This window comes from Saccharothrix variisporea, assembly GCF_003634995.1.
In the GTDB taxonomy this organism is placed as follows: Bacteria; Actinomycetota; Actinomycetes; order Mycobacteriales; family Pseudonocardiaceae; genus Actinosynnema; species Actinosynnema variisporeum.
On record NZ_RBXR01000001.1, the window covers coordinates 4,825,635 to 4,837,964 of the forward strand.

The window sequence follows — 12,330 nt, forward strand, 5'->3', positions numbered from 1 at the left end:
TTTGCCAGAAGTAAGGGGGCGGGCGCTTCAAGGCCCTGGAGTGTGAACGCCACTGCCCTGAGTGGGTGAGGCAGAAGAGCTCTCCGTGGTCGTCGGAGTAGTCGTCGACGGCGGCGGTGTCGTGGTTGGCGCAACGGACGACCCGGTCGTCGTCGTGGTGCTGGGAGCGGTCGTCGTGGTGCTCGTCGTGGATTCCGGTGCTTCGACCCGGTCCGGGACGGGCGTCCGGGCGTCCGTCGCCGGCGCCTGCGACGGCACGGCCGTCCCCCGCACCTGCTCGGCGCTGCCGAACGCCGCCACCCCCACGACGAACACGAGCGCGGCGCTCAACCCGGCCGCCGCCCACCGCACCCGCGTGCGCTCGATGGAGTGCTGGTAGAGCGCCGCTCCCACGGTGCTGACCACGCTCGCCACGGCCGCACCCACGACCGTGCCCGCCAGGTTGAGCTTCGCCCCGAGCACGGCGGCGGTCACCGCACCCAACGCGCCCGCGACGACCTGCGCGGGCTTGATCTCCAACTTCTTCTCCTGGTCCACCATCTCCTCCGGTGGACGGGTTGCCGGCGCGGGTGGTTGGTCTTCCGTGAGGATCGTCTCCATGCGACTGGTGACCATCGACGACATCCGCTCCGCCGCCGAGGCCCTGCGCGGCGTGGCCGTCCGCACGCCGCTGCTGCGGTTCGACGACGGGCTCATGCTCAAGCCGGAGAGCCTCCAGCCGGTCGGCGCGTTCAAGATCCGGGGTGCCTACCACGCCTTGTCGCGGCTGGCGCCCGAGGTGCGGGCGCGGGGGGTGGTCGCGTACTCCAGCGGCAACCACGCCCAGGCCGTGGCGTACGCGGCCCGGCTGTTCGGGGTGCCGGCGACCATCGTGGTGCCCGACAACGCGCCGGCCGTCAAGGTCGAGGCGACCCGGGCGCACGGGGCCGAGGTCGTGCAGGTGCCCATGGCGCAGCGCGAGCAGCGGGCGTACGAGCTGGTCGAGGAGCGCGGGGCGACCCTGGTGCCGCCGTTCGACCACCCGGACGTGATCGCCGGTCAGGGCACGATCGGCCTGGAGGTGGTGGCCGACCTGCCGGACGTCGAGGTGGTGCTGGTGCCCGTCAGCGGCGGCGGGTTGATCTCCGGCGTGGCGACGGCGGTGAAGGCGTTGCGGCCCTCGGCGAAGGTCGTCGGGGTCGAGCCGGAGTTGGCGGCCGACGCGGCGGCATCGCTGCACGCGGGGGAACTCGTGCGCTGGCCGGCGGCGAACCGCGAGCGGACCATCGCGGACGGGTTGCGGGCGCAACCCTCCGAGCTGACCTTCGCGCACATCCGCGAGTACGTGGACGACATCGTGACCGTGTCCGAGGCGGAGATCGCCGCGGCGGTCGGTCGGCTTGCCCGGCAAGCCCGGCTGGTGGTCGAACCCAGCGGAGCCGTCACCACGGCCGCGTACCTGAAGGCGCCGACCGCGAAGACGGTGGCGGTCATCTCGGGCGGCAACGTCGACCCGGAGGTCTTCGCCGCGCTGACGTGACCGCTCAGGCGCGCACGCGGGGGTCGTGATCGCTCAGGCGCGCACGCGGGGCGGTGGGGCGTCCACGCCGCAGGTGTGGCACTCGTGGCCCGGATCCTGGGGGCGGAGGACGGTGTTGTCCGTCCCCAGGGCCAGCAGGCCGCCCACCGCGCACGCCGCCGCGCACAGCAGCAACGCCGTCTGCCAGCCGGTCGTCAACGCCGCCGGGTCGGCGTACCGGTCCCCCGTCAGGCCCACCGCCGCCGGCAGCACGGCCACCGCCAGCAGGCTCCCGGTCCGGGCGACCGCGTTGTTCACGCCCGAGGCCACCCCGGCGAACCGGTCCGGTGCCGCCGCCAGCACGGTGGCCGTCACCGGGGCCACCACCGCCGCCAAGCCGAGCCCGAAGACCACGATCCCGGGCAGGACACCGGTCAGGTAGGAGGCACCCGGTTCGGCCCGCCGCAACAGCAGCATTCCACCCGCCACGAGCAAAGGTCCGATGACTAGCTGTGCGCGGGGCCCGATCCGCTGGGCGAGGCGCCCCGATCGGGCGGACAGCGCGAGCATGATCGCGGTGATCGGCAGGCTCGCCGTCCCGGCCGCCGTGGGCGAGTAGCCGAGGGACACCTGGAGCTGGAGGACCATCAGCACCAGGACCCCGCCGAGGGCCGCGTAGACGAGGAACGTGAGGCCGTTGGCCAGCACGAATGTTCGGTCGCTGAACAATTGGGGCGGCACCAGCGGGTCGCGGCCCCGGCGTTGCAGCAGCACGAAGACCACCAGCCCGACGACCCCCACCGCACCCGCGCCGACGACCAGCGGGTCGAGGCCGCGGGCCGGTGCCTCGACCAGTGCGCCGGTGATCCCGGCCAGGCCCAGAGCTCCGACTACTGACTCCACGACGTTGGGCCGCCCGACCAGCGTCTCGTCGCGCGACTCGGGCACCTTGGTCCGCGCCAGCCACACGCACGCCACCGCCACCGGCAGGTTCACCAGGAACGCCAGCCGCCACGACCAGACCTGCACCAGCAGCCCGCCCAGCAGCGGCCCCACCGCCGTGGCCACGCCGGACAGCCCCGACCACGCCCCGATGGCCCGCGCGCGGTCGTCCGGCACGAACGCGGACTGGATGATCGCCAACGAGCCGGGCGTCAGCAGCGCCCCGCCCACGCCCTGCAGCACGCGCGCGGCGACCAGCAGCTCCGTGGACGGCGCCAGCCCGCACAGCAGCGACGCCGCCCCGAACCACACCACGCCGAACACGAACACCCGCCGCCGCCCGTACCGGTCCCCGAGCGAGCCCGCGACCAGGATCAACGAGGCCAGCGAGAGCAGGTACCCGTCGAGGATCCACTGCAACCCGGCGACGTCGGCGTCCAGCTCGGCACCGATGCGCGGCAGGGCCACGTTGACGACCGTGCTGTCGAGCATCGCCATGCCCGAGCCGAGGATGGTCGCGGCGAGGACGGCCCTGGCGCGCGGAGTACCCCAAACGACGGTGTTCGCCACCCGCCCATTGTGGCGGCGCGAGGCCGCGTCGGCTTGTCGCGTCGGGTTTTGCGCCGATCAGCTCTTCCGATCAGCGCAAAACCCGACGCGACGAGCCGACTTCCAGGCGGCCGAGCCGACCCGGCGGGCCGGGTCAATCAGACGCAGACACCGGTCGGTTCAGGGTTGCCACGAACTTGTACCGGTCGCCGCGGTACACCGAACGCACCCACTCCACGGGGTTGCCCTCGGTGTCGAACGAGTGCCGGGACAGCAGGAGCATCGGCAGGCCGATGTCCGCGCCCAGCAGCTCGGCCTCCTCCGGCGAGGCCAGCGCGGTCTCGATGGTCTCCTCGGCGTGTCCCATCTCGACCCCGAACCGCTCCCGCAGCACCTGGTACAGCGAGGCGCCCGGCGCGAGGTAGCGCCGCAGCCCGCGGAACCGGCCCAGCGCCAGGTGCGTGGTCTCGATCGCCATCGGCTCGCCGTCGGCCAGCCGCAGGCGGTGCAGGCGCAGGACCTTCGCACCGGCCCGCACGCCCAGCAGCCGCGCCAGCTCGGCCTCCGCCGGCATCTCCGACGCCTCGATCAGCCGCGACGACGGCTGGCGGCCCTGGGCCTTCATGTCCTCTGTGTACGAGGACAGCTGAAGCCGTTGCGCCACTTTGGGTTCGGCCGCGAACGTGCCCTTGCCCTGCACGCGCAGCAGGCGCCCCTCGACGGTCAGCTCGGCCAGCGCCTGCCGCACGGTGGTGCGCGACACGTCGAACTCCGCGGCGAGCGAGCGTTCGGTCGGGATGGGTGATCCCGGCGGCAGCGCGCGCAGCAGGTCGAGCAGGTGCCGCTTGAGGCCCCAGTACTTCGGCTCGCGCTGTGCGCGAGACCTGGCGTCGACGCCGGTTGCCGGGCTCGTCTCCAGCATGCCTTTCCTCCTCGACCGCTCCGCGCTCTCCCACGCACAGGATGCCTTGTCCACGTCGGATCGTGCGTGCGAACCCCCGACATCGTGCCCGCGAGGCCCCCTCGGCACCGAGGAAATTCGTCCGATGACTTTGCAACGTCTCGGCAACGTCCTTGACAGGTCCTGTGGCGAGGCACACTCTAGGCCGCATTGGTCTACACCACTTTGGTCGTTCCGGTCACTGGGACCGGGGCATTGGGAAAGGGCGCACACGTGAAGGGCTGGAGAGGACTGGCCGTAGGTGCCGCCGCACTCGCGGTGGCCGTGGCCGGATGTGGCACGAGCACCGACAAGGGCAGCGGCAACTCCGGTGAACCCAAGACGCTGACGGTCTGGTTGATGGACGGCTCCGCGCCGACCGCCCTGACCGAGGCGTTGCACAAGGAGTTCCAGGACTCGAACCCCGGCGTCACCGTCAAGTACGACGTCCAGAAGTGGAACGGCATCCAGGAGAAGCTGACCACCGCTCTGACCAGCAACAACCCGCCGGACGTCATCGAGCTGGGCAACACCCAGACGGCGAAGTTCGCGGCCGAGGAGACCCTGCTCGACCTCAGCGGCGACGTCTCCAACCTCAACGGCGACCAGTGGCTGTCCGGTCTCAAGGACTCCCTGACCTGGGACGGCAAGCAGTACGGCCTGCCGTTCTACGCCGCGAACCGCACGGTGATCTACCGGACCGACCTGTTCAAGGCCGCGGGCATCGAGAACGCGCCCAAGTCGCGTGACGAGTGGATCGCCGCCATCGAGAAGCTCAAGGCCGCCAACGCGGCGGACCCGGAGTTCCAGGCCCTGTACCTGCCGGGCCAGTCCTGGTACGCGCTGCTGTCCTTCATCTGGGACGAGGGCGGCGACGTGGCCAAGGCGCAGGGCTCCGCGTGGGCCGGCGCGCTGAACACCCCCGAGGCCAAGGCCGGCGTCGACTTCTACAAGAAGCTCGTCGACACCTCCGCCACCAAGGCCCCGAAGGACGCCGACGAGGCCACCCCGCAGCAGTACGAGGTGTTCGCCAAGGGCAAGACCGCGATGATGATCGGTCTGCCGTGGGAGCTGGGCAGCGCCGTCAAGGCCGACCCGACCCTGAAGGACAAGACCGCGGCGTTCCCGATCCCGTCCAAGACCGCGGGCAAGACCGCGCCGGTGTTCCTGGGCGGCTCGAACCTGGCCATCCCGGCCGGCTCGAAGAACCAGGACCTCGCCAAGGCCTACCTCAAGCTGCTGAGCAGCAAGAAGTACCAGGACATGCTGGCCGAGGGCGGCGCGGTGCCGGGCACCTCGAAGGACACCGCGAAGCTCGCCACCAACTCGATCGGCAAGGCGCTCGCCGACTCCGCCCCGAACGGCAAGGTCACCCCGACCACGCCGTCCTGGGCCGCCGTCGAGGCCGGTCAGAACCCGCTGAAGGACATGCTGACCGCCTACCTGACCGGCGCGAAGTCGCTGGACCAGGCCACGGCCGACGCCAACGCCGCCCTGTCCAAGACGCTGGGCGGATGACCTAGGCCATGACGGCGGTCCACACCACCGACGCCGCGGTGCCGACGAACTCGTCGGCACCGCGGCGTGCCGCACCGGGCGGCGCGCCGCGCCGTCGGGGCAGCGCCTTCGACCGGCTGCTGCCCTACCTGCTGCTGGCCCCCGCGCTGGTCGCCATCCTGTGGCTGATCGGCTGGCCGGTCCTGTCCCTGCTCGTGACGAGCTTCCGGCAGCTCAACCTCAAGGAGCTGACCCGGGGCCAGGTCGTGTGGGTCGGCCTGGACAACTACACGAAGATCTTCGCCGAGCCGGAGTTCTGGACGATCACGGTCCGCACCGTGGTGTTCACGGCGGCCGTGGTGGCGGTCTCGGTGGTGGCCGGTCTGCTGATCGCGCTGCTCATGCGGCAGATCAGCCCGGTGGTGCGGGTCGTGTTGCAGATCGCGATGCTGCTGGCGTGGGCCATGCCGCTGCTCGCGGCGACCACGGTCTACCAGTGGATCTTCGACCAGCAGTACGGCATCCTCAACAAAACCCTGGTCAAGCTGGGTTTCGACGGCTTCGCCGGGTTCTCGTGGTTCACCACGGGCACGTCCACGCTGGCCGTGATCGGGCTGCTGATCGTGTGGCAGGCCATCCCGTTCCTGGCGTTCTCGCTGTACGCGGGCGTGATCGGCATCCCGCGCGAGCAGTACGAGGCCGCCGGCATCGACGGCGCCTCCGCCTGGCAGGCGTTCCGCAACGTCACCTGGCCGGAGATCCGGCCGCTGCTGCTCATGGTCACGTTCCTGTCCCTGCTGTGGGACTTCAAGGTCTTCGCCCAGATCTGGGCGTTCAAGAAGGGCGGCCCGGACGGCGCCAGCACCACGCTGCCCGTCTACCAGTACCTGGAAGGCATCTCCAAGAGCCACTTCGGCGTGGCCGCGGCGGTGTCGGTGGTGATGATGGCGCTGCTCGCGCTGCTCACCTTCCAGTACCTGCGCCGCCTGCTGCGCCAGGAGGGATCGCTGTGACGAAGAAGGTGACGGCCAACGTCGTCGGCGTCGTCCTGGCGGTGTTCTTCGCGTTCCCCGTCTACTGGATGCTGTCCTCCGCGTTCAAGCCGACCAAGGACCTGGTGTCCTCCGACTACGACCTCGTCCCGCTGTCGGTCACGGCGACCAACTTCGCGACGGCGTGGAACAAGCCCGGCTTCCTCGGCGCGATGGGCAACAGCCTGTTCGTGACGCTGGGCGCGGTGCTCGCGTCGATCGTCGTGGGCCTGCTCGCGGCCGTGGCCATGTCCCGGATGCGGTTCAAGGGCCGCAAGCAGTTCGTGCTGCTCATGCTGGTCGCGCAGATGGCGCCGTTCGAGGCGCTGCTGATCCCGATGTTCCTGATGATGCGGGACCTGGAGCTGCTGGACCGGCTGCCGTCGCTGATCCTCATCTACTTCGCGGTGACGCTGCCGTTCTGCGCGTGGACGCTGCGCGGCTTCGTCAACGGCATCCCGCTGGAGCTGGAAGAGGCCGCGATGGTCGACGGCTGCGGCCGGTGGGGCGCGTTCCGCCGCGTCACGCTGCCGCTGCTCGGCCCGGGTCTCGTGGCCACCTCGGTGTTCGCGTTCGTCACGGCGTGGAACGAGTTCCTCTACGCCCTGTCGCTGATCAAGGACCAGTCCAAGGAGACGCTGCCGGTGTGGCTCTCCGGGTTCCAGACCGCGTTCGGCACGGACTGGGGCGGCGCGATGGCCGCGTCCGCGCTGTTCACGCTGCCGGTCCTGGTGTTCTTCCTCATCGTCCAGCGCAAGATGGTCACCGGTGTCACCGCCGGTGCCGTGAAGGGGTAGGCGCATGTCGTTGCACCAGCTCGCCGCAGCTGTGCTGCTCCCGGGGTTCCACGGCACGACCGCACCGGACTGGCTGCTCAAGCGGGTCGCGGACGGCCTGGGCGGGGTGGTGCTGTTCGGCCGCAACGTCGTGGACGACGAGCAGGTCACGGCGCTGACGGCCGCGTTGCGCGGGGTGCGGCCGGACGTCGTGGTCGGCATCGACGAGGAGGGCGGCGACGTCACCCGCCTCGACGCGGGGCGCGGGTCGGAGGTGCCGGGCAACCACGCGCTGGGCGCGGCGGACGACCTGGCGCTCACCCGCGAGGTGGCGGCGTCCATCGGGGCGCGGCTGGCGGCGTGCGGGGTGAGCCTGAACCTGGCGCCGTCGGCGGACCTGGTGCTGACGCTGGAGGACCCGGTGATCGGCGTGCGGTCCTTCGGGTCCGACCCGGCGCGGGCGGGCGCGCACGTGGCCGCGTTCGTGGAGGGGATGCAGGCGGTCGGCGTGGCCGCGTGCGCCAAGCACTTCCCCGGCCACGGCGCGTCCACTGTGGACTCGCACGTGGCCGTGCCGGTGCTGCCGCGCACGGAGGAGGAGCTGCGCGAGGTCGAGCTGGTGCCGTTCCGGGCGGCGGTGCAGGCGGGGGTGCGGTCGGTCATGACCGGGCACCTGGTCGTGCCGGCGTGGGGCGACGCGCCCGCCACGCTCAACCCGCGCGCGGTGGCCGTGCTGCGGGAGGAGCTGGGCTTCACCGGGGCGATCATCACCGACGGGCTGGACATGAAGGCCGTGGGCGGTGACCTGGCGCAGGGCTCGGTGCGGGCTTTGGTGGCCGGTGTGGACGCATTGTGCCTGGGTGGCGAGCCGTTGGACGACGACGGCATCCAGTGGCTGGTGGACAGCATCGTGGCGGCCGTGGAGCGGGGCGAGCTGTCCCGGGAGCGCCTGGCGGAGGCGGCGCGGCGCACGGCCGCGCTGGGCACCCCGCCGGCGGCCGTGGACGGGCACGACCCGGAGATCGGGCTGCGCGCGGCGCGGCGGGCGGTGTCGGTGAGCGGGTCTTTGAAGTTGTCCGGTGCGCCGCTGGTCCTGGACCTGGCGGTCGAGCCGTCCATCGCCGTCGGGGACGTGCCGTGGGGACTCGGGCCGTACCTGGCGGAGCTCGTGCCGGGGACCGTCACGTCGTCCGCCCGGACCGCCGAGGAGGTTGCGGCGCAGGCGGACGGGAGGACGATCGTGGTGGTGACGAGAGAGGCACATCGCCACCCGTGGGCTCGCGACCTGGTGCTCTCGCTGGTTAGTATTGGTCTAGACCTAGTGCACGTCGAGACGGGCGTGCCGGGTCCCGACCTGGGCACCGCTGCCCGCGTGAACACCCACGGCGGTTCACGGGTGTGCCTGCGTGCCGCGGCAGAGCGCATCGCCGCCAGCTGAGAAAGGGCTCCGATGACCGACCACCAGCCCGGCAGGCACATGGCGGCCGAGATCGACCAGCAGCCCGCGATCTTCGCGGACCTGGTCGCCCGGCGCTCCGACATCGCGGCCGTCGCCGACGCGATCCGCGCCCGTCAGCCCCGTTTCGTGCTGCTCGCCGCGCGCGGGTCGTCCGACCACGCGGCGCTGTACGCGAAGTACCTGACCGAGGTGCTGCTCCAGCTGCCCGCCGGTCTGGTGTCCCCCTCGACCACGACCCTCTACGGCGCCCAGCCCGACCTGCGGGACGTGCTGCTGGTGTCGGTGAGCCAGAGCGGCGGGTCGCCCGACCTGCTGGAGGTCACCGAGTCCGCGCGGGCACGCGGGGCGCTGACCGTGGCGGTGACCAACACGGCGGACTCCCCGCTGAACGGCGCGGCCGAGCTGTCCGTGGACGTCGGCGCGGGGGTCGAGCAGGCGGTGGCGGCGACGAAGACGTACTCGGCGACGCTGCTCGCCCTGTACCTGCTGGTCGACGCCATCCGGGGCGGCAACGGGGGTCATGCGGCAGCGTTGGGCGACCAGGCCGCGGCGGCTCTGTCCCAGTCGGCCGACGCGGTGGCCGAGGCCGTGCAGCGCTACCGGTTCGTGGACCGGGTGCTGACCACGGGTCGCGGGTACTCGCTGCCGTCCGCGCTGGAGGCCGCGCTGAAGCTGGCGGAGACCAGCTACCTGGCGGCACGGGCGTACTCGGGGGCGGACCTGCTGCACGGCCCGGTCGCGGCGGTGGACCCGGAGACCGCGGTGCTGGCGATCACCAGCGCCGGCCGTGGCGGCGACGCCCTGCACGACGTGCTGGACGTGGTGCACGGGCGTGGCGCGGACGTCGTGGCCGTGGGGTCGGCGGCGGACAAGGTCTCGGCGGCGCTGCGCATCCCGGTGCCGGAGACGGCCGAGGAGGTCGCGCCGATCCTGGAGATCCTGCCGGTGCAGCGCCTGGCCCACGGGCTGGCACTGGCGCGCGGCGGCGACCCGGACAGCCCGCGTGGCCTGAAGAAGGTCACCCGCACGCGGTAGGTCACCCGCACGCGGTAGCTGACAAGCGAATGGCCCGCACCCCCTCCCCGAGGGTGCGGGCCATTCGGCTTTTCGCGGGGCCGACCCGCGACGAAAATTTCAGTTCAGTCAACTAAAATTTTCGACACTGTGAAGGGAGGGTCACTGGCCAGCGGCAGCCAGTTCACTGGCCACAGCGATCCCGGTGTCGACGGTCGCGTCGAAGACCACCTCGCCGTCCACCCAGACCCTGCGCGGCTTGAGGTCGCCACCCCACCACACCAAGTCGACCACCGCACCCGGCACCAGCCGACCCAGCGTCGGGTCACTGGCCGGCGGCAGCCAGTTCACCAGCCACAGCGATCCCGGCGTCGACAGTCGCATCGAAGACCACCTCGCCGTCCACCCAAACCCTGCGCGGCCTGAGGCCCTCACCCCACCACACCAAGTCGACCACCGCACCCGCCGCCAGCCGACCCAGCGCCGGGTCACTGGCCGGCGGCAGCCAGTTCACCAGCCACAGCGATCCCGGCGTCGACGGTCGCGTCGAAGACGACCTCGCCGTCCACCCAGACCTTGCGCGGCTTGAGGTCGTCGCCCCACCACACCAGGTCGGCCACCGCACCCGGCGCCAGCCGGCCCAGGGTCGGCTCGCCGATCGCGTCCGCCGGCACGATCGTGGCCGAGGCCAGCGCGTCGGCCAGGTCCACGCCCACCGACACGATGTTGCGGATGGCCCGGTCCAGGGTCAGCGCGCTGCCCGCGATGGTGCCCTCCGGGGAGCGCGGCACGCCGTCCTCGGTGAGGACCACGTCCGCCCCGCCCAGCTGGTAGCGGCCCGGGGGCATGCCGGCGGCGGCCACGGCGTCGGTCACCAGGGCGACCCGCGGCCCGGCGGCGTTGAAGACCAGGCGGCACACGTCCGGGCCGACGTGGGCCAGGTCGGCGATCAGGCCGAGGGTGAAGCGGTCGTCCACCAGGGCCACGCCCGGCACGCCCGGTTCGCGGTGGCCCAGCGGGCGCTGCGCGTTGAACAGGTGGGTCACCATGCGGGCACCCGCCTCGGCCGCCGCCCGGGTCTGCTCGCCGGTCGCGTCGGAGTGCCCGACCGCCACCAGCACACCCGCCCCCGCCAGCCGCCGCACGGCCTCCAGGCCCCCGGGCTGCTCGGGTGCCAGGGTGACCATGCGCAGGTGTCCGCGCAGGTCGTCGGCCAGCAGCAGGTCGATCTCGGCCGCGCCCGGCTCCACCATGAGCGCCGGGTCGTGCACGCCGGCGCGCTTCGGGGACAGGAACGGCCCCTCCAGGTGCACGCCGAGCGGCACCGCGCCGGAGCCCGGCGGCAGCGCGGCCGACGCCGCCAGCACGGCGCGGGCCTGGCGCAGGGCCACCGGGACGGGTGCGGTGATCAGCGTGGGCAGGAAGCGCGTCACGCCGGTGCGCGGGAAGGCGCCGGCGACCACGCGCATGCCCTCGTCGTCCACCTCGGCGAAGTCGACGCCCACCGCCCCGTTGACCTGCACGTCCACCAGGCCCGGGGTGAGCAGCCCGTCGGTCAGCACCTCGGCGTCGGCGGGCGGTTCACCCGCGACGACCTCGACCACCCGTCCCGCCCTGATGCGCACACTGGCGGGACCGGTGATGGTGCGACCGAGCAGCGCTCGCGGAGCCGCGACAACCGTGTCCAAGGTCCCTCCTCAAATGGTCCAGACCATTATGGCCGGAAGCGGTGGGCGTCGTCACGCTTGGTGAGAAGATAACCGAATACGCGTCCTAAAAGTGAGTAGCCGCCAGATCGAGCCGGGGGGCAGGTCCCGGGCGGCGGGGGGCGACAAAGGTGAGGGTGGGGGTGAGCCAGACGTGGGTGCGATGTGGGTCGTGCCCGGCGGAAGGCGTCCGGTGGCTCATACTCTGGGGGCAGACATCCGAGGTTTACGGAGGTTCCGGCGTGGCGGTCACCGATGACGCGATCCTGCGCGTGAAGGAGATGATCACCTCCGGTGAGCTCAAGCCGGGTGACCGGCTGCCGCGGGAGGCGGACCTGGCCGAGCGCCTCGGCCTGTCCCGCAACTCGCTGCGCGAGGCCGTGAAGGCGTTGTCGCTGGTCAGGGTGTTGGACGTGCGCCAGGGCGACGGCACCTACGTGTCCAGCCTGCGCGCCGACGACCTCCTGGGCGCGCTGTCCTTCGTCCTGGACCTGCACCGCGGCGAGGACTCCGTGCTGGAAGTCCTCCAGGTCCGACGCATCCTCGAACCGGCCGCGGCGGCGATGGCCGCCCAGCGCGTCGGCGCGGAGGAGATCGCGTCGCTGCGCGCGCTGTGCGACGCCGGCGAGAACGCCCGGTCCGTGGAGGAACTGGTCGAGCACGACCTGGAGTTCCACCGCGCGATCGCCCAGTGCTCGGGCAACGCCTACCTGGCCCAACTCCTGGACACCCTGGCCGGGCCGACCGTCCGCGTCCGCATCTGGCGGGGCATCACGCAGGCGGGCGCCGTCGACCGCACGGTGGCCGAACACCGCGCGATCGTCGACGCCCTGGCCGCCCACCAGACCGAACTCGCCCGCTCCTGGTCCACGGTCCACGTGGCGGGCGTCGAGCAGTGGCTGTCCGACCTGGCGTGAG

12 protein-coding genes are annotated in these 12,330 nt (G+C 72.1%); 7 read left to right on the forward strand and 5 right to left on the reverse strand.

The annotated features are described in order from the left end of the window. Positions 1-27: 27 nt before the first annotated feature. Complete coding sequence (locus DFJ66_RS21585) at positions 28-600, reverse strand: hypothetical protein (protein ID WP_147459327.1); 573 nt, start codon at positions 598-600, stop codon at positions 28-30. On the opposite strand from DFJ66_RS21585, the gene DFJ66_RS21590 reads away from it, so the two are divergent. Then, positions 599-1,519 (forward strand): threonine ammonia-lyase, encoded by a 921-nt coding sequence (locus DFJ66_RS21590; protein ID WP_121223475.1) that lies wholly within the window; start codon positions 599-601, stop codon positions 1,517-1,519. The two genes, DFJ66_RS21585 and DFJ66_RS21590, sit on opposite strands and share 2 nt — an antisense overlap. Before the next feature lie 33 nt (positions 1,520-1,552). On the opposite strand, the gene DFJ66_RS21595 is transcribed toward DFJ66_RS21590, so the two are convergent. Both DFJ66_RS21595 and DFJ66_RS21600 read right to left on the reverse strand, forming a co-directional pair. Then, a complete protein-coding gene (locus DFJ66_RS21595) occupies positions 1,553-3,010 on the reverse strand; it encodes an MFS transporter (protein WP_121223476.1) in 1,458 nt (485 codons plus the stop codon). A gap of 133 nt (positions 3,011-3,143) precedes the next feature. Then, positions 3,144-3,911: a GntR family transcriptional regulator gene (locus DFJ66_RS21600; RefSeq protein WP_121223477.1), complete on the reverse strand. Its 768-nt coding sequence runs from the start codon at positions 3,909-3,911 to the stop codon at positions 3,144-3,146. A gap of 252 nt (positions 3,912-4,163) precedes the next feature. Here DFJ66_RS21600 and DFJ66_RS21605 point away from each other — a divergent pair, with 252 nt between their 5' ends. Genes DFJ66_RS21605 through DFJ66_RS21625 form a run of 5 tightly spaced genes read left to right on the forward strand, consistent with a single transcriptional unit; the run spans position 4,164 to position 9,727 of the window. Then, positions 4,164-5,447: a sugar ABC transporter substrate-binding protein gene (locus tag DFJ66_RS21605; protein ID WP_121223478.1), complete on the forward strand. Its 1,284-nt coding sequence runs from the start codon at positions 4,164-4,166 to the stop codon at positions 5,445-5,447. An 8-nt stretch (positions 5,448-5,455) separates the two neighbouring features. After that, the gene (locus DFJ66_RS21610) at positions 5,456-6,439 is read left to right on the forward strand and encodes a carbohydrate ABC transporter permease (RefSeq protein WP_121223479.1); all 984 of its coding nucleotides are present in this window, start codon (positions 5,456-5,458) and stop codon (positions 6,437-6,439) included. After that, positions 6,436-7,254, forward strand: coding sequence for a carbohydrate ABC transporter permease (locus DFJ66_RS21615; RefSeq protein WP_397556309.1), 819 nt, complete (start codon positions 6,436-6,438; stop codon positions 7,252-7,254). The genes DFJ66_RS21610 and DFJ66_RS21615 overlap by 4 nt, the downstream gene beginning before the upstream one ends. 4 nt (positions 7,255-7,258) lie before the next feature. Next, positions 7,259-8,671 carry a glycoside hydrolase family 3 protein gene (locus tag DFJ66_RS21620; RefSeq protein WP_121223480.1) on the forward strand — a complete coding sequence of 471 codons (1,413 nt, stop codon included), beginning with the start codon at positions 7,259-7,261 and terminating at the stop codon, positions 8,669-8,671. Between the two features lie 12 nt (positions 8,672-8,683). Beyond that, positions 8,684-9,727 (forward strand): SIS domain-containing protein, encoded by a 1,044-nt coding sequence (locus DFJ66_RS21625; protein WP_121223481.1) that lies wholly within the window; start codon positions 8,684-8,686, stop codon positions 9,725-9,727. A 141-nt stretch (positions 9,728-9,868) separates the two neighbouring features. On the opposite strand, the gene DFJ66_RS21630 is transcribed toward DFJ66_RS21625, so the two are convergent. Next, positions 9,869-10,090, reverse strand: a complete 222-nt coding sequence (locus tag DFJ66_RS21630; RefSeq protein WP_147459328.1) for a hypothetical protein — start codon at positions 10,088-10,090, stop codon at positions 9,869-9,871. A 104-nt stretch (positions 10,091-10,194) separates the two neighbouring features. Continuing rightward, complete coding sequence (gene nagA / locus DFJ66_RS21640; protein WP_121223484.1) at positions 10,195-11,394, reverse strand: N-acetylglucosamine-6-phosphate deacetylase; 1,200 nt, start codon at positions 11,392-11,394, stop codon at positions 10,195-10,197. Between the two features lie 260 nt (positions 11,395-11,654). Here nagA and DFJ66_RS21645 point away from each other — a divergent pair, with 260 nt between their 5' ends. Continuing rightward, entirely contained in the window at positions 11,655-12,329 is a 675-nt protein-coding gene (locus DFJ66_RS21645) for a FadR/GntR family transcriptional regulator (RefSeq protein WP_121223485.1), read from the forward strand. The last annotated feature ends 1 nt before the right edge of the window (position 12,330 follow it).